The organism is Exiguobacterium sp. ZWU0009 (assembly GCF_000798935.2).
Taxonomy (GTDB): domain Bacteria; phylum Bacillota; class Bacilli; order Exiguobacteriales; family Exiguobacteriaceae; genus Exiguobacterium_A; species Exiguobacterium_A acetylicum.
In genome coordinates this window covers 1-23193 of sequence record NZ_CP018057.1, presented here as the reverse complement: position 1 = coordinate 23193, position 23193 = coordinate 1, and the positions used below count along the sequence as shown (strand labels likewise).

Below are 23193 nucleotides of genomic sequence, written 5' to 3'. Positions count from 1 at the left end.
TCTTACCAGATCAATGATGACCTGTCTGTTTTCCTGACATTAATTATGATAGCATCTGCCTTTTAACGTGTAAAGACCTTTTCTAAAAAAACTTTTTAAAATACAGAAAGGGGGATTACTCCCCCTTCTGACTTAAGCTTGAATCACTTCAAGACCACCCATGTATGGACGAAGCACTTCTGGAATAACAACTGATCCATCCGCTTGCTGGTAGTTCTCTAAGATCGCAGCAACTGTCCGACCGACTGCAAGGGCAGAACCGTTTAACGTATGAACGAATTCTGGTTTTGCGTTCGCTTCGCGGCGGAAACGGATTTGTGCCCGGCGTGCTTGGAAATCTTCAAAGTTTGAACAAGAAGAGATTTCACGATAAACGCCTTGGCTTGGCATCCAGACTTCGATGTCGTATTTCTTCGCAGCCGTGAATCCGAGATCAGCTGTACACATGCTCAACACTTGATACGGAAGCTTTAGCTTTTTCAAGACCGTTTCCGCTTGTCCTGTTAACAATTCAAGTTGCTCGTAAGATTCTTCTGGTTTGACGAAACGAACGAGTTCAACTTTATTGAATTGGTGCTGACGGATCAAACCGCGCGTATCGCGTCCGGCAGAACCTGCTTCTGAACGGAAACATTGGCTGTACGCCGCATAACCGATCGGTAACTGATCTGCAGTTAGGATTTCTTCACGGTGCATGTTCGTCACCGGAACTTCTGCTGTCGGTACGAGGAAGTAGTTCGTCTCTTCGACTTTAAACGCATCCTCTTCGAACTTCGGCAGTTGCCCTGTTCCTGTCATAGAGTCACGGTTGACCATGAGTGGTGGCAAGATTTCTGTGTAGCCGTGCTGATCTTGATGGAGGTCCATCATGAAGTTGATCAATGCCCGCTCAAGACGTGCACCGGCTCCGCGGTAAAAAACGAAACGGCTACCTGTGACTTTTCCGGCACGCTCGACGTCGACGATTTTTAATTGCTCCATCAAATCCCAGTGTGGAACTGCTTCAAAGTCAAACGCTGGTTTGTCACCAACTTCACGCACGACGACGTTATCGTCTTCAGAAGAACCGACTGGTACGCTGTCATGTGGAATGTTCGGGATACCGAGGAGAAGCTGGTTCAATGTCGCTTCGACTTCACGTAACTCGTCGTCAAGTGTCTTGATCTCGTCTCCGACACTACGCATCGCAGCGATTGCTTCATCCGCGTTTTCCTTATTGCGCTTGAGTTCAGCAATTTTTTTCGTCGCTTCATTTCGTTCTGCTTTCAACACTTCTGACCGCGCAATCAGTTCTCGACGCTTCTCATCAAGTGAGAGGAAACGGTTCATGTCCGTTAAGTCCTCTCCTCGGTGCGCTAACTTTTCTTGAATGGCGTCAAAATCTTGGCGTAATCGTTTAATATCAATCATCTGTAATTCCTCCTTTATGTCATAAAAAAAGGCGACTCGTCTCTTTCCGGTATTCCTACCGAAAAGGGACGAATCACCTGGATCCGCGTTGCCACCCTCATTGCTAGACATATCTAGCCAACTTAAGACGCGATAACGGGCGTACCCGCACCTTGTTCGCAAGGTGTGCGATCCGGCTCGATTCAATCCATCGATCTGACTAGTTCACACCACCCACTAGCTCTCTTAACAGTATCGATACATCTACTTGGTCCGTTCATAGCATCTTTATGAGATTAGTCTTACTTTACACCATCGCCTTGGAAGTTGACAAGAGTCGATTGTTGAATCGCTTGTTCAATTTGCTTTGACCAAGCCGTCCAAGCGCGGACGAGACGCGTCGGAACACTCGCAAGTGGAACGGCAGTCGCGCTATACAAATTCACGCGAGGTGTCTCAAATCCTGGTAGATAGATCCCATCGTCCGCGACCTGCACCGTACCGACGATTTCTTGTTTCGTCACGGGAGCCGTTGTTTTAGAGAAGTCGAACCGTGGTTCCCTCGTCTCCGCTTGTTTTAAGACCGTAACGTATAATGAACCGTCCGTGACGACGTCTAGCTTTCGGACGGTTGCCCCTTTAATCGGAAGAACGTCTTTGATCCGTTCGCCTTTTCCATAATACGTCAACGGCTCAAACGTCGCAAAACCATAGTCGAGCAGCTTTTTCGTTTCCTTGAAACGGGCTTGATCGGAATCCGTTCGCATGACGACCGTGACAAGCGTCATATTATCCCGTGTCGTTACACTGGCGAAGCAGTAACCTGCTAAATCAGTCGTTCCGGTCTTCATCCCCCGCATGCCGGCATATGCGAATTTTTCCTTCGCCAGCATCTTATTCGAGTTGTTCAAGACCTCTCCATCAAGTTTCATCTGTGTTTTATTCGTCACATCGAGGACATCTGGGTAATCCTTGATATAGCGAATGACGAGTAAGGCGATATCGGTCGCTGTCATCAAATTCGTTCCTGGAAGGGTTGCATCGACAGCATCTAGACCAGATGCATTCGCATACTCCGTGTCGTTCATCCCGAACTGTTTTGCAGTCTCATTCATCTTTTCAACGAACGTCGCTTCTGAACCGGCGACAGTTTCGGCTAGCATGACCGCTGCATCATTAGCCGATTTGATGAACGCCGCATTATACATCTCGCGAACCGTGTATGTTTTGGCTTTAACTGGAACACGCGCGATTCCGGACGTCTTCGCAAGCTTTAAAGCTTTTGCACTCGGCGTGATTTTTTGATCCCACGTCAGTTTTTTCAATTCGATTTGTCGTCTGACGAGGTACAACGTCATCAGCTTCGTCATCGAAGCAGGAGGCAACGAAACATCCGCCTCCGATTGAAGGAGAATTTTCCCTGTGACCGCATCGGCCATTATGTAAGACTCTGCTTGAATCGAAGGTGCTGCTTGTCCCGCTGTAGGAAATCCTACGACTAGCAGTACACTTAAACAGAGTAGTATGATTCGTTTCATCGTGTCTCTCCTTCACTCAATCATTCGTTTTACGAATAGTGTAGCACAAAAGAAGCACCTGACAGTAGAACCTGTCAGATGCTTCCACGCTTTATGAACGGACGGACTGCCGCTGTTTGATTTTTTGTAAAAAATAGCGGTGCAAGCGATCGTCCTCTGTCAATTCAGGATGAAACGAACATGCAAGATGTAGCGATGTCTCAACAGCGACAATCTGCTCTTCGACTTTCGCGATTACTCGTGTTCCCTCCCCGACAGACAGAATCAATGGCGCCCGAATGAACACTGCCTCGATCGGCTCTTCGATTCCCTCAACCGGTAACAGTCCTTCAAACGAATCGATTTGTCGACCGAAGGCATTCCGGCGGACCGTCATCGAAATCGCGTTGAGATGACTTTGTCCTGCTTCAACAGCAGTTGCGAGCAGAATCATTCCGGCACATGTCCCGAACATCGGTAACGTCGTCGCTTTTTCCCGAAGCGGTTCCAGCAAGGCATAACGTTCGATCAATCGACGCATCGCGGTCGATTCGCCTCCTGGTAAGACGAGTCCATCGAGTCCGTCGAGATCGCTCGCTTGTTTGACGAGAACGACATCGACACCGAGACCTTCAAGCTGCTGTTGATGCTCACGGACAGCGCCTTGAACATCCAGAATACCGATTACCATCCGCGTGTCGCCATCCGTTCTTCAAAAGGCATCGATGTGACATCGATCCCTTTCATCGCTGTTCCGAGTCCTTTGGATAAAGACGCAATCCGCTCAAAATCATCTTTATACGTAACGGCTTCGACAATCGCCCGAGCGACACGTTCTGGGTGTTCTGATTTAAAGATTCCTGATCCAACGAAGACACCATCTGCCCCAAGATGCATCATGAGTGCGGCATCAGCTGGTGTCGCGACTCCCCCGGCTGCAAAGTTGACGACCGGTAGACGTCCCTGCGTCCGAATATCACGTAATACTTCGTACGGAGCACCCCATTCTTTCGCAAATGTCATCAATTCATCTGGACTGACATGTAAAATCTGATTCAATTGTGCTTGAATTTGTCGCATATGGCGAACAGCTTCGACGACGTTCCCAGTCCCTGGCTCGCCTTTCGTCCGAATCATCGCGGCTCCTTCTGCGATGCGACGAGCGGCTTCCCCAAGATCACGTGCCCCACAGACGAACGGCACGGTGAACTCTGACTTCAGTAAATGGTATTGCTCATCTGCTGGAGTCAGGACTTCACTCTCATCGATGAAATCGACCCCCATTGATTCAAGTACTCGTGCCTCAACGATATGACCAATCCGGCATTTTGCCATGACGGGAATTGAGACCGCTCCGAGTACCTCTTCCGTAATCAACGGGTCTGCCATTCGTGCGACACCTCCGTCACGACGAATATCAGACGGGACACGCTCGAGTGCCATGACTGCAACAGCTCCTGCTGCTTCCGCAATCTTCGCTTGTTCCGCATTGACGACATCCATGATGACGCCACCCTTTTGCATTTCAGCCATTCCACGTTTGACACGATCCGTTCCTTGTTGACGTTCCATATCCATTCCCCCTTGGTTGACTTTCACCCCTTTAGTATACGAAACGTTGACACTTTTAAAAGTATCAGTTTATGATGATTTCAACAGGTCAGTTTATTAAGAAGGAGTTAGACGAGATGGACATGCTATCATTTCAACTCACACGTAATCAGGAAAAACCACTTTATGAACAACTTTATCAACAGATTCGAAACGAAATCATTGCCGGTCGTTTAGCGTACGGCACGAAATTACCATCTAAACGAAAACTCGGTCAATTTTTGAACTTAAGTCAAACGACGATTGAGCTTGCCTATCAACAACTCGTCGCAGAAGGATATGTCGAATCCATCTCACGTAAAGGCTATTTTGTTCTTGCCTATGAGGAACTTGCTTACGTCAAAATCTCACCCGTCATTGAACCGCGTGCGACCAAAGAAAAACCAATTATTACGTATGATTTTCATCCAAGTAAGATTGAAGGGGTCTCTTTCCCGTTCGCCCGTTGGCGAAAGTATGCCAAAGACATCATCGATACCGATCACCATCCACTTGTCTCACTCGGTCATCCACAAGGCGATCTAGCATTACGCGAAGAGATTGCAACCTATCTCTATCATTCCCGTGGTGTCGTCTGTTCCCCAGAACAGATTGTTGTTGGTTCTGGTGTCGAGCAACTGTTGCCTATCGTTCTTTTCTTATTAGGACGAAACGTCACATACGGCATCGAAGATCCCGGTTATCATACGACCCGCCTCTTACTAGAGAATCATGAACGAATGATCGAACCGATTCGTGTCGATGCGAATGGATTACGGATCGATCAACTGCAGGAATCAAGCGTCGATGTCATGTATGTCACACCGGCACATCAGTTTCCGTCCGGTAGCATCCTGTCCGTCAATCGAAGACATCAATTGTTGAACTGGGCAGCGATGGATCCGACCCGTTTTGTCATCGAAGACGACTACGATAGCGAATTCCGCTACAGCGGTAAATCGATTCCGTCTTTGCACAACATGGACAGCAATCGTGTGATTTACATGAGTACTTTCTCAAAATCACTCATGCCTTCACTACGGATTGGTTATATGGTCTTACCCGAAGTCTTACGCGCACGGTATCAAACAGAACTATCACACTATACCTGTAGTGTCTCGCGCTTTGATCAAACGATTTTGACACGTTTCATGAAAGAGGGTGACTTTGAACGACATCTCAACCGGATGCGTAAAGTCTATCGTCGCAAACTCGATGTCTTAATCCAATCGCTTCGCCGAATTCCCGCCTTACGATTGACCGGTGAAAGTGCCGGACTCCATGTCGTCGTGTCCGTAGCGAACGGAATGACGGAGCAGGAGCTCGTAAAGCGGGCACAACAACAAGGCATCCAAGTATACGGTCTTTCTCAATACGCCCAGTTACCCCTCCTCTCCGATACACCTCAAATCGTCCTTGGATTTGCGAGTCTCTCTGAGCAAGAGTTGATGGAAGGATTACGCTTATTGATGGACGCGTGGGATTTGCATAAATCATCATGAACAAAAGCCTCGCCTTTCTACTAGAGAAAGACGAGGCTTTTGTTTACTGACGTGTATAGTTCGATGCTTCTTTTGTAATTTGAATATCGTGCGGGTGGCTCTCTTGTAAGCCAGCGCCCGTCATACGGATGAACTGTGTCTCTTCACGCAACTCTTCTAACGTGGCAGCACCACAGTATCCCATACCTGAACGAATACCACCAACGAGTTGGTAAACCGAATCGCCGAGTTTACCACGGTAAGCGACACGTCCTTCGATTCCTTCTGGAACGAACTTCTTGTCTGCTTCTTGGAAGTAACGATCTTGGCTACCGCGTTTCATCGATGCTTCAGAACCCATACCACGGTATGTCTTGAATTGACGTCCTTGGTAGATTTCCATCTCACCTGGGCTCTCTTCTACTCCTGCAAGTAAGCTTCCGAGCATGACAGCGTGACCACCAGCAGCAAGTGCTTTTACGATATCGCCAGAATACTTGATGCCACCATCAGCGATGATCGAGACACCATGTTTCCGTGCTTCTGTCGCACAATCGAAGACAGCTGTGATTTGTGGTACACCGACGCCTGCGACAACACGTGTCGTACAGATCGAACCAGGTCCGATACCAACTTTGATGACAGATGCACCCGCTTCAATCAAATCGCGTGTTGCTTCAGCAGTCGCAACGTTACCCGCAATGATTGGTAAGTTTGGATATTCTTCACGAAGTTCACGTACTTTGAGAAGAACACCTTCTGAATGACCGTGTGCCGTATCGACGACGAGTGCATCAACACCTGCATCAACAAGGAACTTCGCACGTGTCGAAGCATCTTTTGTGACGCCGACAGCTGCTGCGACGAGTAAGCGTCCGAATTGATCTTTCGCAGCATGTGGATACTGTTCGACTTTTTCGATATCTTTTGTCGTGATCAATCCTTTTAATACACCGTTCTCATCAACGAGTGGTAACTTTTCAATGCGATGTTTGTGGAGAATCTGTTCTGCTTCAGCGAGGGACGTACCAACCTTTGCTGTCACGAGTTCTTCAGTCGTCATCACCGTTTCAATGACAGTTGAGTAATCCTTGACGAAACGAAGATCACGGTTTGTCAAAATCCCTACTAATTTGCGCTCTGTTTCATTGTTCACGATCGGAACACCTGAGATGCGATATTTACTCATCAAATACTCGGCATCGTAGACTTGACGCTCTGGCGTCAAATAGAACGGATTCGTGATGACACCATTTTCAGAACGTTTGACGCGATCGACATGTTCTGCTTGTTCTTCCATTGACATGTTCTTATGAATGACACCAAGACCACCTTGACGTGCCATTGCGATTGCCATCGGTGCTTCTGTGACGGTATCCATCCCAGCACTGATCAACGGAATATTAAGTGTGATCCCTTCACATAGCGTGACAGATAAATCAACGTCGCGCGGTAAGACACTCGAACGACGGGGTACGAGTAAGACGTCATCAAACGTCAAACCCTCTTTAGCAAATTTGTTCTCCCACATGTTATCCACTCGCTTTCTCTTTTATAAAAGAATATTGATGTTATGGTAACAAGCAGAGTGTGTCATGTCAATGACTCGACCAATAATCAGAACAGTCTGAAGTTTCACATAACACAAAAAGACCGACCTGCAATCTGCAGATCGGTCAAGTGCCTGGCAACGTCCTATCCTCACAGGGGGAAGCCCCCAACTACTTTCGGCGTTCAAGTGCTTAACTTCCGTGTTCGGCATGGGAACGGGTGTGACCACTTGGCTATCGTCACCAGACGATCGGGCTCGCGCCCTCAAAACTGAAGTCATCAACAATGCATCTGCTAGAACAAGGCCTCGACCGATTAGTATCACTCAGCTCCACATGTCGCCATGCTTCCACCCGTGACCTATCTACCTCATCGTCTCTGAGGGGTCTTTCTTGATTACTCAAAGGGAAATCTCATCTTGGAGGGGGCTTCATGCTTAGATGCTTTCAGCATTTATCCCGTCCGCACGTAGCTACCCAGCGATGCTCCTGGCGGAACAACTGGTACACCAGCGGTGCGTCCATCCCGGTCCTCTCGTACTAAGGACAGCTCTCCTCAAATTTCCTGCGCCCACGACGGATAGGGACCGAACTGTCTCACGACGTTCTGAACCCAGCTCGCGTACCGCTTTAATGGGCGAACAGCCCAACCCTTGGGACCTACTCCAGCCCCAGGATGCGATGAGCCGACATCGAGGTGCCAAACCTCCCCGTCGATGTGGACTCTTGGGGGAGATCAGCCTGTTATCCCCAGGGTAGCTTTTATCCGTTGAGCGATGGCCCTTCCATGCGGAACCACCGGATCACTAAGCCCGACTTTCGTCCCTGCTCGACTTGTAGGTCTCGCAGTCAAGCTCCCTTCTGCCTTTGCGCTCTACGAATGATTTCCAACCATTCTGAGGGAACCTTTGGGCGCCTCCGTTACTGTTTAGGAGGCGACCGCCCCAGTCAAACTACCCGCCTGACACGGTCCTCCAGCCGGATCACGGCTGCGAGTTAGAGACTCTATGCATGAAGGGCGGTATCCCAAGGGTGACTCCTCCGAAGCTGGCGCTCCGGGCTCGACGTCTCCCGCCTATCCTGTACATCATGCACAAAGCCTCAATATCAGGCTGTAGTAAAGCTCCATGGGGTCTTTCCGTCCTGTCGCGGGTAACCTGCATCTTCACAGGTACTATGATTTCACCGGGTCTCTCGTTGAGACAGTGCCCAAATCGTTACGCCTTTCGTGCGGGTCGGAACTTACCCGACAAGGAATTTCGCTACCTTAGGACCGTTATAGTTACGGCCGCCGTTTACTGGGGCTTCGGTTCAAAGCTTCGCTTGCGCTAACCCATCCCCTTAACCTTCCAGCACCGGGCAGGCGTCAGCCCCTATACGTCATCTTGCGATTTAGCAGAGACCTGTGTTTTTGCTAAACAGTCGTTTGGGCCTATTCACTGCGGCTCTACTCATGTAGAGCGTCCCTTCTCCCGAAGTTACGGGACCATTTTGCCGAGTTCCTTAACGAGAGTTATCCCGCGCGTCTTAGAATTCTCATCTCGCCTACCTGTGTCGGTTTACGGTACTGGCGCCTTCCCCCTCACTAGAGGCTTTTCTTGGCAGTGTGAAATCGTGACCTACGTCCCTACGGGACTCCGCATCGTTCCTTGACTTTGGTGCCTGACGGATTTGCCAATCAGACGGTCTTGAAACTTGCACATGCACTTCCATCCGCATGCGTCACTATCCTCCTGCGTCCCCCCATTGTTCAAACGGTGGATCGGCGGTACAGGAATATCAACCTGTTATCCATCGCCTACGCCTTTCGGCCTCGGCTTAGGTCCAGACTAACCCTGAGCGGACGAGCCTTCCTCAGGAAACCTTGGGCTTTCGACGGAGGGGATTCTCACCCCTCTTTTCGCTACTCACACCGGCATTCTCACTTCCAAACGCTCCACTGCTCCTTCCGGTACAGCTTCACAGCGGTTTGGAACGCTCCCCTACCATTCCTTACGGAATCCGCAGCTTCGGTGGTATGTTTAGCCCCGTTACATTTTCGGCGCGGCGCCACTCGACTAGTGAGCTATTACGCACTCTTTGAATGGTGGCTGCTTCTAAGCCAACATCCTAGCTGTCTAGGCAGCGCCACATCCTTTTCCACTTAACATACACTTTGGGACCTTAGCTGGCGGTCTGGGCTGTTTCCCTCTTGACTACGGATCTTATCACTCGCAGTCTGACTCCCGAGTATAAGTTGCTGGCATTCGGAGTTTAACTGAATTCGGTAACCCTGTGGGGGCCCCTAGTCCAATCAGTGCTCTACCTCCAGAACTCTCAACCTCGAGGCTAGCCCTAAAGCTATTTCGGGGAGAACCAGCTATCTCCAGGTTCGATTGGCATTTCACCGCTACCCACACCTCATCCCCGCACTTTTCAACGTGCGTGGGTTCGGACCTCCAGTCAGTGTTACCTGACCTTCATCCTGGACATGGGTAGATCACCTGGTTTCGGGTCTACGACAACGCACTGAACGCCCTGTTCAGACTCGCTTTCGCTACGGCTCCGCCTCATCGGCTTAACCTCGCGCGTTATCGTAACTCGCCGGTTCATTCTACAAAAGGCACGCCATCACCCGTTAACGGGCTCTGACTACTTGTAGGCATACGGTTTCAGGATCTATTTCACTCCCCTTCCGGGGTGCTTTTCACCTTTCCCTCACGGTACTGGTTCACTATCGGTCACTAGGGAGTATTTAGCCTTGGGAGATGGTCCTCCCGGATTCCGACGGGGTTTCACGTGTCCCGCCGTACTCAGGATCCACTCTGGAGGGAAAACAGTTTCAGCTACAGGGCTGTCACCTTCTTCGGCCGACCTTTCCAGGTCCTTCACCTACTGTCTTCCTTTTTGACTCCGTATAGAGTGTCCTACAACCCCGAAGAGCATGCTCTTCGGTTTGGGCTGTTCCCGTTTCGCTCGCCGCTACTCAGGGAATCGCATTTGCTTTCTCTTCCTCCGGGTACTTAGATGTTTCAGTTCCCCGGGTCTGCCTCACGCTACACTATGTATTCATGTAACATGTCCCATCCCATTACAGATGGTGGGTTCCCCCATTCGGAAATCTTCGGATCAAAGCATACTTACTGCTCCCCGAAGCATATCGCTGTTCGTCGCGTCCTTCATCGGCTCCTAGTGCCAAGGCATCCACCGTACGCCCTTCATACCTTGATCTAGCGTTGGTATTCTAAGAACACACGTCTTAAATGACATGGTTAATTAAAAGTTTGATGTCTTGTTGATGTCTTCAGTTTTCAAGGTGCGAGTGTCTCTATCGAGACTGAGAGACGAGCTCTCAAAACTGAACGATGGGCATGTCCCGTAAGGGACGTTTTCCTTAGAAAGGAGGTGATCCAGCCGCACCTTCCGATACGGCTACCTTGTTACGACTTCACCCCAATCATCTACCCCACCTTCGACGGCTGGCTCCTTGCGGTTACCTCACCGGCTTCGGGTGTTGCAAACTCTCGTGGTGTGACGGGCGGTGTGTACAAGACCCGGGAACGTATTCACCGCAGTATGCTGACCTGCGATTACTAGCGATTCCGACTTCATGCAGGCGAGTTGCAGCCTGCAATCCGAACTGGGAACGGCTTTATGGGATTGGCTCCACCTCGCGGTCTCGCTGCCCTTTGTACCGTCCATTGTAGCACGTGTGTAGCCCAACTCATAAGGGGCATGATGATTTGACGTCATCCCCACCTTCCTCCGGTTTGTCACCGGCAGTCTCCCTAGAGTGCCCAACTAAATGCTGGCAACTAAGGATAGGGGTTGCGCTCGTTGCGGGACTTAACCCAACATCTCACGACACGAGCTGACGACAACCATGCACCACCTGTCACCATTGTCCCCGAAGGGAAAACTTGATCTCTCAAGCGGTCAATGGGATGTCAAGAGTTGGTAAGGTTCTTCGCGTTGCTTCGAATTAAACCACATGCTCCACCGCTTGTGCGGGTCCCCGTCAATTCCTTTGAGTTTCAGCCTTGCGGCCGTACTCCCCAGGCGGAGTGCTTAATGCGTTAGCTTCAGCACTGAGGGGCGGAAACCCCCCAACACCTAGCACTCATCGTTTACGGCGTGGACTACCAGGGTATCTAATCCTGTTTGCTCCCCACGCTTTCGCGCCTCAGCGTCAGTTACAGACCAAAGAGTCGCCTTCGCCACTGGTGTTCCTCCACATCTCTACGCATTTCACCGCTACACGTGGAATTCCACTCTTCTCTTCTGTACTCAAGCCTTCCAGTTTCCAATGGCCCTCCCCGGTTGAGCCGGGGGCTTTCACATCAGACTTAAAAGGCCGCCTGCGCGCGCTTTACGCCCAATAATTCCGGACAACGCTTGCCACCTACGTATTACCGCGGCTGCTGGCACGTAGTTAGCCGTGGCTTTCTCGTAAGGTACCGTCAAGGTACGAGCATTACCTCTCGTACGTGTTCTTCCCTTACAACAGAGTTTTACGATCCGAAAACCTTCATCACTCACGCGGCGTTGCTCCATCAGACTTTCGTCCATTGTGGAAGATTCCCTACTGCTGCCTCCCGTAGGAGTCTGGGCCGTGTCTCAGTCCCAGTGTGGCCGATCACCCTCTCAGGTCGGCTATGCATCGTCGCCTTGGTGAGCCGTTACCCCACCAACTAGCTAATGCACCGCAAGGCCATCTCAAGGTGACGCCGAAGCGCCTTTCATCAGCGGACCATGCGGTCCGTTGAACTATCCGGTATTAGCTCCGATTTCTCGGAGTTATCCCAATCCTTGAGGCAGGTTCCTTACGTGTTACTCACCCGTCCGCCGCTCATTCCACTGCCTTCCCTCCGAAGAGTTCCGTCAGTTTCCTGCGCTCGACTTGCATGTATTAGGCACGCCGCCAGCGTTCGTCCTGAGCCAGGATCAAACTCTCCATAAAGTGTTTGACTTGCTCGTTTTTGTGACCGAAGTCACGATTGACGAAGCTTGCGCTTCATTCATGTTTGTATTCCGTAGAATACGATTTTTGCCTCATCGTTCAGTTTTCAAAGTTCGTCCGCGCCTGTTTTGGCGACTCAATTAGAATACCAAGTCTGAAACAAGAAGTCAACAACTTTTTTGAAATTGTTTTTCTCGTTTGTTTCAAGCGCTTGTCGTTGTTAAGGACATGTAATAATATATCATGCGTTTTATTATTGTGCAACACTTATTTTAGAATTGTTTTTAAAATCATGAACAAGCCTCTTGAACCTTATGATTTCGGCTCAAGAGGCTGTATTTTCCCTATTAATCCATCAACTGAATAATACTATGTTGTCGTTCTTCCATTAAATCAATAATCGTCATCCGTCCCTGTTCTTCGTAAGAAATGACAGGTCGATCAAAGACTGGATTCTTTCGCGTGATGGTTGCAATCTTTCCGTTACTCATCAGCACGCGATCACCGACTTCTATTGGTAGAAGTAATTGTCCGAGCAATAGTACATACTTTGAACAATATTGCATCGGTCTTGCTTTTAAATGACGATAGGCATCAAACGGCGTATAAGCTTCCCGGTACGGACGCCAACTCGTCATTGCAGCAAAGACGTCTGCGACGATGAATAATCGTGCATGATCTGCAATCTTATCTCCTTTTACCTTTAAAGGGTAACCCGTTCCATCTAAACGTTCATGATGTTGAACAATTAAACGATTCACAGTATCCGAGATAATCGTCTCCTTTTGCAATGCTTGATATGCCATTGCCGGGTGACGTTGAAAAATTTCTTGTTGCATCGCTTCATATCGTTTCGTGTGACGCCATTCCATGATCCGCGCTAATCCGTAATCTGCAAAATAGGATGCCGTCCACAGCTCATGAATCATTTTTCGTTCTTTCCCGACTGCTTCCGCCAGCATTTGGGCGACTGCCCCTCGATAGATGGCATGTCGAACGGTATAAGCTTCCGTTCCCCGCTCTAGGAAGAATGGTAAGACATCTTGTCTCGTAATCCGTTCTGGAACGGACTGTTTGACCCAGCTCAATGCTTCGTATACATTCGGCTTCATTCCTTGTTCCCATGACATGAAGACTTTATTGTAAAAGCGAATGAATTCTTCAAAGGGATGTTCCACATGGGCTTCAACCGTTTCAATCTGTACTTCTTCATCTGCACCGAAATCAGGTCGATTCTCAATGACGACTTCCTTGATTAAGAATCGTTGGATTCGTCGTAACTCATCGGTTCCTATTTTTTTCCCTGCTTCTACGATCGGATGATCCGTATGTAAGTAGATGGATTCAGTCAAACGATCCCCGATGCGTAATTGGTCACTTGCCACTCGCATATCGCTTCGTTCCTTTCTCTTCTTTCTATATATGTAGATAAAAGCAGCAGAGTAGTATCACTCTGCTGCTTCCTTGCTGACGTCTCGCTTACTCTTCCGCTTCTTCTGAAGCATCCGATTCGACTACATTCTCTTCTACTACAAGATCCGTGTCTTCTTCCGTTTCATCAGTCTCTTCGCGTTTCAGTTTCGCAACCGTTGCAACACGGTCACCTTCTTCAATTCGAATGACCTTCACCCCTTGGGTATTGCGACCGACACGTGAAATGTATTGCGAGTCTGTCCGAATGACGATACCACTCTCTGTCATGATCATGATGTCATCATCGACATCAACGATTCGCATGGCAACGATTTGACCGACGCGATCCGTCACCTTACTCGCGATCAATCCTTTACCACCACGAGACTGACTACGGAACTCGGTCATCGGTGTTCGTTTACCGAATCCTTTTTCCGTAATGACAAGAACATCTTGTGCATCACGTGCAAGTTCCATCCCGACGACAAAATCGTCTGGGCGTAATGTCATCGCTTTAACCCCACGAGCGCCACGTCCCATCGAGCGGACATTCGTGATTGGGAAACGAATCGCTTTCCCGCTTGTCGAAACAGCAAAGACTTCATCGTCCGTCGATGCGAGACGAACCGATGTCAACTCATCGTCTTCAAACAATCGAATCGCGATCAAACCGTTTTTGTTGATTCGCGCATATGCAGACAACGGTGAACGTTTGACGCGTCCTTTACGTGTCATGAAGATCAGTGATTTTTGCTCATCTTGAACGACTTCTTCTGTTTCGAGCGTTTCTTCCGTCTCTTCAATCTCTCCCTCAATCACCTCGACAGGTGCTTCAGTTGCTTGTTGCTCCTCGAGATAACGTTTGAAGTTGACTGGAATCATCGTCTCGACCTTTTCGTCGCGTTCGATTTGGATGAGGTTGATGATCGGCACACCTTTTGATGTCCGGCTCATCTCTGGTACTTCATATCCACGAATCCGGTAGACTTTTCCGCGGTTCGTAAAGAATAGGATCGTATCATGCGTCGAACAAGACAAGAGACGCGTGACGTAGTCTTCGTCGTTCGTTCCGATTCCTTGAACCCCACGGCCGCCGCGACGTTGTGTCCGGTACGAATCCGTCGTCATCCGTTTGATGTAGCCACTGCTTGTCAACGTGATGATGATATCCTGTTCCGGAATCAAATCTTCGTCTTCGAATTCGATGTGGTCCATGCGGATTTCCGTCCGACGTTCGTCGTTGAAACGTTCTTTCAACTCTTCAAGTTCTGTCCGGATCAAATCAAGCAAGACTTCCTCACTCGCAAGGATGCGGTTCAGTTCCGCGATCAATTGCATGATTTCGTCATACTCTGCTTCAATCTTCTCCCGTTCAAGACCTGTCAGGCGTTGCAACCGCATATCGAGAATCGCTTGTGATTGTTTCTCAGATAATGCAAAACGCTCCATCAACTGTTCACGTGCTGCGTCCGCTGTCCGGTTCCCGCGAATGATTTGAATGACTTCATCCAAATGATCGAGTGCAATCCGTAAACCAGCGAGCAAATGTTCACGTGCTTCTGCTTTTTCGAGATCGAACTGTGTCCGACGACGCACGATTTCTTTTTGATGCTCGAGGTAATGATAAAGCATTTCCTTGAGCGTCAATGTTTTCGGACGTCCGCCGACGATCGCAAGCATGTTGACACCGAACGTCGTTTGCATCGACGTCTGTTTATACAAGTTATTTAAGATGACGCTCGCATTGGCGTCACGACGGACTTCCATGACGATGCGCATACCGCGGCGATCTGACTCATCCCGTAAATCGGTGATGCCTTCGATCTTTTTCTCGCGGACGAGATCGGCAATCTTTTCAACGAGGCGGGCTTTGTTGACCTGATAAGGCAACTCCGTCACGATGATCCGTTCCCGGTCTTTTTTCGTCTGTTCGATTTCAGCTTTCGCACGGACGATGATCGAGCCACGTCCTGTTTCGTAAGCGCGGCGAATCCCACTCCGTCCGAGAATCTCACCAGCTGTTGGGAAATCAGGTCCCGGAATGTGCTGCATCAGTTCTTGGATCGTGATTTCGGGATCGTGAGACAGTGCCAAGACACCATCGATCACTTCACCTAACTGATGCGGCGGAATGTTCGTTGCCATCCCGACCGCGATCCCGCTCGAACCGTTGACGAGTAAGTTCGGGAAGCGTGACGGTAAAACTTCCGGTTCGCGTTCCGAACCATCGTAGTTATCTTTGAAATCAACTGTGTTTTTGTTGATATCGCGAACGATCTCCATCGCGATTTTTGACATACGAGCTTCCGTATATCGCATCGCTGCCGCCGAGTCACCATCGACAGAACCGAAGTTTCCGTGTCCATCGACAAGTTCGTAACGGTAGCTGAAGTCTTGCGCCATGCGGACCATCGTGTCATAGACAGCAGAATCCCCGTGCGGGTGATACTTACCGATGACTTCCCCGACAATACGGGCAGACTTTTTATGTGGTTTATCGGCACGAATACCGAGGTCGTTCATCGCATAGAGAATCCGGCGGTGTCCGGGTTTTAAGCCGTCCCGTACGTCCGGAAGAGCACGTGCGACGATAACGCTCATCGCGTAGTCCATGAAGGACGTACGCATCTCTTGACTGATATTAATATCCTTGATGATTCCGTGATTTTGTTCGGACATGCTTCTGGCCACCCTCTCTGTTCAGCGTTAAATATCCAGGTTCTTGACGTAATGCGCGTGTGATTGAATGAAGTCGCGTCGTGGTTCGACTTGATCTCCCATCAAGATATCGAAGACTTCATCCGCTTCGATCGCATCTTGAAGCTCGACACGTAACATTTGACGACCACTTGGATCCATCGTTGTTTCCCAAAGCTGCTCTGGATCCATCTCCCCAAGACCTTTGTAGCGCTGAATGTCGTACCGTGCGTTTTCAGGAAGCGCTGCGAGCGCCTCTGTCAATTCACGTTCGTTATGCACGTACGTGATGTTCTTCCCTTGCTTGATACCGTATAGCGGTGGCTGAGCGATATAGACATACCCATGCTCGACAAGCGGACGCATGTAACGGTAGAAGAACGTCAACAAGAGTGTCCGGATGTGGGCACCATCGACATCGGCATCGGTCATGATGATGACTTTGTGATAGCGTGCTTTTTCGATATTGAACTCAGAACCGATACTTGTTCCGAGTGCCGTGATGATCGTTCGGATCTCATTGCTTCCGAGAATCTTATCGAGACGTGCTTTCTCAACGTTCAAGATTTTACCGCGAATCGGTAAGATCGCTTGGAAATGACGATCGCGTCCGGATTTCGCAGAACCACCCGCTGAGTCACCCTCAACGATGTACAATTCGGAAATCGAGGCATCGCGTGACGAACAGTCGGCCAGTTTACCTGGAAGCGAGCTCACTTCGAGAACACCTTTACGGCGTGTCAGTTCACGTGCTCGTTTCGCTGCCATACGGGCGCGCGACGCCATCATCCCTTTTTCGACGATTGCGCGTGCGTTCGTCGGGTTTTCAAGCATGAACTGCTCAAACGCACCAGAGAAGAGTGAATCCGTGACCGTACGTGCGTCGGAGTTACCAAGTTTCGTCTTCGTCTGTCCTTCAAACTGCGGATTCGGGTGTTTGACAGAAACGATCGCTGTCATTCCTTCACGCACGTCCTCACCGGATAACGTACCGTCTGCATCCTTCATCAAACCGAACTTCTTCGCGTAGTCATTGATGACCCGTGTCAAAGCCGTCTTGAAGCCGGTCTCGTGCGTACCACCTTCATGTGTCGGGATGTTGTTCGTGAACGAGTAGATGTTTGAAGCAAATCCATCGTTGTACTGAAGCGCGACTTCAACTTCAATGCCGTCTTTTGTTCCGTGTACATAGACCGGTTCTGCGTGAACGACCTCTTTTGAACGGTTCAAGTGCTCAACGTAGGATTTGATCCCACCTTCGTAGTGGAAGCTACGCGTCATCGGCTCATCCGCACGATCGTCCGTGATGATGATCTTCAAGCCTTTGTTCAAGAAAGCGAGTTCCCGCAAGCGTGTTGCTAGCAAATCATAGTCATACTCGAGCGTTTCTTGGAAAATCTCACCGTCTGGGAAGAAACGAATTGTCGTTCCTGTCTCTTCCGACGTTCCGATGACTTCAAGATCTTGCGCTGGTACACCGCGATGGTACGCTTGGTAATACAACTTTTCATTCCGTTTGACGAATACTTCAAGTTTCGTCGACAGGGCGTTAACGACAGAAGCCCCAACACCGTGTAGTCCACCTGATACTTTATATCCGCCGCCGCCGAACTTACCACCAGCGTGGAGGACCGTCAGGATGACCTCAACGGCAGGACGACCCATCTTCTCTTGAATGTCGACTGGAATACCACGTCCGTTATCCTCGACTAAAATCGAGTTCCCTGGTTCGATCGTGACCTTGATCGTGTCACAGTACCCTGCGAGCGCCTCATCGATCGAGTTATCGACGATCTCCCATACGAGGTGATGGAGACCCTTTGATGCCGTCGAGCCGATATACATCCCTGGACGTTTACGTACTGCTTCTAATCCTTCAAGTACTTGAATCTGATCGGCACCGTACCCTTGTTCCAATTCCATATCTTCATGATTACTCATCGGTTTTCTCACCTACTGTTTCTTTATATGATGTCTCTTCCAAATCGACCGTCCCTTGTTTCACGTGGAACAACTTCGCTTGGTTGATCGTTTCATGCGCAATCCCGTCGACGCTTGTCGTCGTCAGGATCGTCTGGACCTTTTGTTGCATCGTATCGAGCAAATGTGTTTGACGATGATCATCAAGCTCGGATAAGACATCGTCGAGTAGAAGAAGCGGATATTCCCCTACTTCCTCGTGGATCAATTCGATCTCCGCAAGTTTTAACGAGAGAGCTGCAGTTCGTTGTTGTCCTTGTGAACCATACGTTTGAACGTTTCGTCCATTGACTTCCATCTCGAAGTCATCCCGATGTGGTCCAAACAACGTAACTCCTCTTCGGATTTCATTTTCTTTTATTTTACCAAACTTCCGCGTGTAGGACGCAGTCATTCCTTCGACATCGAGTAATTCGTCGCCGAATGTGTCCGAACGATAGATGAGCGCGAGTTCTTCCTGTCCACGACTGATTCCATCATGAATCGGTCGTGCCCACTTTTCGAGCTGGGCCATGAAATGATGGCGGCGCTGAACGATTTTAACGGCTAGCGTAATCATCTGCTCCGTCAAGATATCAAGGAAGGTCTCGTCTCCTCCCTTCATGGACAGTTGTTTCAGCAGTGCATTCCGTTGCTTCAACACTTTCAGATACTGACTCAATTCATGCAGATAGACCGGGCTGACTTGACCGATCTCCATATCGAGAAATCGTCGGCGGACTTGTGGACTGCCTTTGACGATATGCAAATCTTCCGGGGCGAATAAAACAATGTTCAGTGCCCCGACATAATCACTTAAGCGTCGTTGCTCTAGATGATTCAGTTTTGCTTTTTTCCCGCGACCCGAGATGACGATCTCTTGGACATGAGAACCTGTTCGTTTGACGACACGTCCTTCGACACGCGCCGTCTCTTGGTCCCAACCGATCAGTTCCTTGTCATGCGTCGTCCGGTGCGACTTCGCAAGAGCAAGAACATAGATCGCTTCCAATAAGTTCGTCTTCCCTTGTGCATTTTCACCAATCAGGACATTCGTTTTTTCGGAGAATGACAGTTCGAGTGCGTCATAGTTGCGATAATGACTGAGTCGGACTGAATCCAGCCGCACGTTAGTTGCCCTCGTTCTTGATGATGAACTGACCGTAGTCTTCTACATCAATGATGTCTCCATCCCGTAATTTACGACCACGTCGCTGATCGACTTCGCCGTTGACTAGAATCGGTACCTCTGCTAAAAACGGTTTGGCTTGTCCTCCGCTTGAGATGATATCCGATAGCTTTAAGAACTGCCCTAACGTGACATATTCCGTTGTAATTCTGATTTCTTGCATGGATTGACTCCTCCTACCTACATATTATAAATGACGTACTCTTTATTGTACTAAACATTGAGCGATTTAGCAAAATTCCCGAACGTATATACGGTATACGAAAAAGACGGGTCCGATGTCGAAACAATCGAACCCGTCTTGTCGCGTGTTTTATATGGATGCTTACGCTGTCCGGACTGGAAGAATCAGTTGCAGAACGTTATCTTGATCGACTGGGTGCAAGATGAATGGACGAATCGAACCCGTGAACTGGATTTCGATATCTGTTGCGTCAAGCGCCTTCAAGGCATCCATCATGTACTTCGAGTTGAACGAGATTTTCAGCTCTTCTCCTTCAAGCGAAAGGATGCTGACTTGCTCCGAGACTTTTCCGACTTCTGGCGAATGTGAAGAGATCTCGACCGCCGTCGTGCCTTCAGCTGCGAACTTGATGACGTTGTTACGGTCCTCACGTGCGAGCAGTGACGCGCGATCGATCGCTTGAAGCAATTCTTTTGCGTTCATGCGGACGGCTGTCCGGTATTCTTCTGGAATCAAACGTGATGTATCCGGATAGTTTCCGTCGAGTAGACGCGAGAAGAAGAGGACGTGCTTCATCTTGAATAAGATTTGTTGGTTCGTGATCGTGATATCCACATGACCATCTCCAAGCAACTTCGATAATTCATTTAAGCTCTTCCCTGGAACGATGACGTTCTGGAACGAGATGTCCGTATCTGTCTCGAACTGTGCACGACGAAGGGCTAAACGGTGACTATCTGTTGAGACACACGTCAAGATGCCTTTATCAGCTGAGAAGTTCACACCTGTCAGAACAGGACGTGTTTCTTGAACAGCGACAGCAAAGCTTGTTTGGCGAATCATCGAACGTAAGAGATCAGCCGGTAAACGGAAACGTTGTCCGCCATCGACTTGTGGAAGGCGTGGGAATTCATCTGGATCAAGACCGTTCAAATGGAATTCCGCTGTTCCTGACTGAATCCGTGTCATGAAGTTCGGTGAGACTTCTAGTGTGACTTCGTCTTTTGGCATCTTTTTGACGATATCGCCGAAGAAGCGGGCATTCAAGACGACACTACCAGCACGGTGAACCGTGACATAAGATGTTCCATTCTCCTCTGCATAGATCGTCCGTTCAATCGAGATTTCTGTATCGCTTCCTGTCAGCGTCATGCCATCTCCATGAGCTTCGAGTTTGATCCCTGTCAGAATCGGAATCGTCGTGCGGGATGAGACCGCTTTGGCTACATCTTGTACTGCTTGGATTAAAGCTTCGCGTTGAATGGTGATATGCATATCGTCGTTAGACTCCTCTCGAAAATAATGGGCATGCGCCCATCATAACATAATAATATATTTTTTTAATAATAGTCTTAGGGGCTGTGGATAGTGTGGATAAGTCGGTGGATAACTTGATATAAAGCCAAAAACGGTGTGGATAAGTTGTGGATAACTACCCTACTTTATCCACATGTTTATCCACAGTTTTATGAATGCTTCAACTCATGCTTGATTTGTTCAATGACTTTTCCGGTTTCCCCGTCCGATTTGATCAACATACTGATCTTTTCATGGGCATGGATGACGGTCGTATGGTCACGTCCCCCGAATTCCTCCCCAATCTTCGGTAATGAGCTCTCTGTCATCTCACGCGAAAGATACATCGCGATTTGACGTGGGAAGGCAATCGATTTCGTCCGTTTCTTCGCCTTAAGATCATCAAACGGTAAATTGAAGTGCTTACTAACCGACTCCTGGATGTCACGAATCGTGACTTTACGCGGTTCAGCGACTGGCATGATGTTATGCAAGGCTTCTGCAGCAACATTTGGATCGATTGGTCGCCCGACGAGATTCGCATAAGCGATGACGCGGGTTAACGCCCCTTCGAGCTCACGAATGTTTGTATCAATTTGACTTGCGATGTAGAGCATGACTTCGTTTGAGACATCAAGCTGCTCCGCATTCGCTTTTTTCCGTAAGATCGCAATCCGTGTCTCGAGATCCGGTGGCGTGATATCGGTGATCAGTCCCCATTCAAAACGGGAACGAAGTCGATCTTCAAGCGTTGGAATCTCTTTTGGCGGTCGGTCACTTGAGATGATGATTTGTTTTTGGTCGTTATGCAGTGCATTAAAAGTATGGAAAAACTCTTCTTGCGTCTGTTCTTTGCCCGCAAGGAACTGGATGTCATCAATTAAGAGAACATCGATATTACGGTATTTATTTCGAAACTCAACCGTTTTATTATCACGGATGGAGTTAATGAAGTCATTCGTAAAGCGTTCAGAAGAGACATAGGCAATCCGTGTCCCTAAATTTTGATCTTGAACGTACTGTCCGATGGCGTGCATCAGATGGGTTTTGCCAAGACCAACGCCACCATAGATGAAAAGCGGATTGTAGGCTTTAGCAGGCGCTTCCGCAACAGCAAGTGAAGCGGCATGTGCAAAACGGTTCCCCGATCCGATGACGAATGTATCGAACGTATACTTCTCATTTAATTGTCCGAGTTCACTCATCGTCAGTTCTTCTGTTGGTCTCCGCATGTTCGATGGACGCGATTTCGGAGTTGGTGTTGCCTCAACACGTTCCTCTTCTTGTCGATCGAGCATTTTCTTCGCTTGTCCCTCTTCAATGAACTGAATATCGAGTCGGCTTCCTGTTACTTCCTCAACTGTGTCTTCGAGTAAAGATAAGTACTGGCGCTCGAGCCATGTCACCGTAAATGCAGCTGGTGCTGAAACGAGTAGTGTCGTTCCATTTAGCGTGACGCCTTCTGTGGATTTCAACCACATATCATAACTAGCTTTCGGTGTTCGTTCCTCTTCCTCGATCACAGATAAGACATTATGCCAAAGTTCGGCAGCGTTTTTCATAAATACCCCCCTTTTTTTATCAAGATAGAAAAAATTTGTACACAGGCTTATACACAGACAAAGTTAATGAAGAAACTCGACTTATCCCCATAACGTAAAAACTGTGGATAACGTTATCCACAGGCGGTTGAATCTGTGTATAAAGTTATCCACAGGGTGTGTATAACTTGTTTTGTCCTGAACGATCAGGATCATGTTATGCACAATTAGTGTATCAAAAGAAATGAGCTCTGGCAATGGTTGGAATGATTTATCCACAAGTAAATTAAACCGTCCACAGGTAGTTACCCACAAGCTGTGGATAGTGTGGATAAATTGTGGATAAGAGGTGGATAACTTTTCGAAAGAGGAAGCGTTGAAAAAGAGTTATTCACAAAATACAAAAGAGGACGAAAAAAGGAATCGAAAATCGAGGATTGACGTCGAT

13 protein-coding genes, 3 rRNA genes and 1 other annotated feature are annotated in these 23193 nt (G+C 48.7%); of the genes, 1 reads left to right on the top strand and 15 read right to left on the bottom strand.

Annotation, left to right across the window (positions count from 1 at the left end; translation table 11 throughout):
- Nucleotides 1-132: 132 nt before the first annotated feature.
- From serS to pdxS, 4 genes are all read right to left on the bottom strand, one after another.
- A complete protein-coding gene (gene serS, locus L985_RS00080; RefSeq protein ID WP_047390795.1) occupies nucleotides 133-1410 on the bottom strand; it encodes a serine--tRNA ligase in 1278 nt (425 codons plus the stop codon).
- Nucleotides 1411-1471: 61 nt separating this feature from the next.
- Nucleotides 1472-1679: a binding site (T-box leader), on the bottom strand.
- A gap of 12 nt (nucleotides 1680-1691) precedes the next feature.
- Complete coding sequence (locus L985_RS00075) at nucleotides 1692-2927, bottom strand: D-alanyl-D-alanine carboxypeptidase family protein (RefSeq protein ID WP_047390798.1); 1236 nt, start codon at nucleotides 2925-2927, stop codon at nucleotides 1692-1694.
- A 91-nt stretch (nucleotides 2928-3018) separates the two neighbouring features.
- A complete protein-coding gene (gene pdxT / locus L985_RS00070) occupies nucleotides 3019-3597 on the bottom strand; it encodes a pyridoxal 5'-phosphate synthase glutaminase subunit PdxT (protein WP_047390803.1) in 579 nt (192 codons plus the stop codon).
- Nucleotides 3591-4478 (bottom strand): pyridoxal 5'-phosphate synthase lyase subunit PdxS, encoded by an 888-nt coding sequence (gene pdxS / locus L985_RS00065; protein ID WP_023469872.1) that lies wholly within the window; start codon nucleotides 4476-4478, stop codon nucleotides 3591-3593. The genes pdxT and pdxS overlap by 7 nt, the downstream gene beginning before the upstream one ends.
- 116 nt (nucleotides 4479-4594) lie before the next feature.
- Here pdxS and pdxR point away from each other — a divergent pair, with 116 nt between their 5' ends.
- Nucleotides 4595-5998: a MocR-like pyridoxine biosynthesis transcription factor PdxR gene (gene pdxR, locus L985_RS00060; RefSeq protein WP_047390808.1), complete on the top strand. Its 1404-nt coding sequence runs from the start codon at nucleotides 4595-4597 to the stop codon at nucleotides 5996-5998.
- 43 nt (nucleotides 5999-6041) lie between these two features.
- Here pdxR and guaB read toward each other — a convergent pair whose 3' ends face one another.
- From guaB to dnaA, 11 genes are all read right to left on the bottom strand, one after another.
- Entirely contained in the window at nucleotides 6042-7508 is a 1467-nt protein-coding gene (guaB, locus tag L985_RS00055; RefSeq protein WP_029343029.1) for an IMP dehydrogenase, read from the bottom strand.
- A gap of 151 nt (nucleotides 7509-7659) precedes the next feature.
- Nucleotides 7660-7775: ribosomal RNA gene (rrf, locus tag L985_RS00050) — 5S ribosomal RNA — on the bottom strand.
- 48 nt (nucleotides 7776-7823) lie between these two features.
- Nucleotides 7824-10737 (bottom strand): 23S ribosomal RNA (locus L985_RS00045).
- 167 nt (nucleotides 10738-10904) lie between these two features.
- Nucleotides 10905-12466: ribosomal RNA gene (locus tag L985_RS00040) — 16S ribosomal RNA — on the bottom strand.
- Together the 16S, 23S and 5S rRNA genes form the textbook arrangement of a ribosomal RNA operon.
- A gap of 347 nt (nucleotides 12467-12813) precedes the next feature.
- The gene (locus L985_RS00035; protein WP_047394954.1) at nucleotides 12814-13857 is read right to left on the bottom strand and encodes an HD-GYP domain-containing protein; all 1044 of its coding nucleotides are present in this window, start codon (nucleotides 13855-13857) and stop codon (nucleotides 12814-12816) included.
- Between the two features lie 88 nt (nucleotides 13858-13945).
- Nucleotides 13946-16558, bottom strand: a complete 2613-nt coding sequence (gene gyrA, locus L985_RS00030) for a DNA gyrase subunit A (RefSeq protein ID WP_029343028.1) — start codon at nucleotides 16556-16558, stop codon at nucleotides 13946-13948.
- Nucleotides 16559-16585: 27 nt separating this feature from the next.
- Nucleotides 16586-18499 carry a DNA topoisomerase (ATP-hydrolyzing) subunit B gene (gene gyrB / locus L985_RS00025; RefSeq protein ID WP_200864062.1) on the bottom strand — a complete coding sequence of 638 codons (1914 nt, stop codon included), beginning with the start codon at nucleotides 18497-18499 and terminating at the stop codon, nucleotides 16586-16588.
- 10 nt (nucleotides 18500-18509) lie between these two features.
- Nucleotides 18510-19664: a DNA replication/repair protein RecF gene (gene recF, locus L985_RS00020; protein WP_023469866.1), complete on the bottom strand. Its 1155-nt coding sequence runs from the start codon at nucleotides 19662-19664 to the stop codon at nucleotides 18510-18512.
- 1 nt (nucleotide 19665) lies between these two features.
- Nucleotides 19666-19887, bottom strand: coding sequence for a S4 domain-containing protein YaaA (yaaA, locus tag L985_RS00015; RefSeq protein ID WP_023469865.1), 222 nt, complete (start codon nucleotides 19885-19887; stop codon nucleotides 19666-19668).
- A 162-nt stretch (nucleotides 19888-20049) separates the two neighbouring features.
- Complete coding sequence (dnaN, locus tag L985_RS00010; RefSeq protein WP_023469864.1) at nucleotides 20050-21183, bottom strand: DNA polymerase III subunit beta; 1134 nt, start codon at nucleotides 21181-21183, stop codon at nucleotides 20050-20052.
- A gap of 191 nt (nucleotides 21184-21374) precedes the next feature.
- Nucleotides 21375-22766 (bottom strand): chromosomal replication initiator protein DnaA, encoded by a 1392-nt coding sequence (gene dnaA / locus L985_RS00005; RefSeq protein WP_023469863.1) that lies wholly within the window; start codon nucleotides 22764-22766, stop codon nucleotides 21375-21377.
- Between the last annotated feature and the right edge of the window lie 427 nt (nucleotides 22767-23193).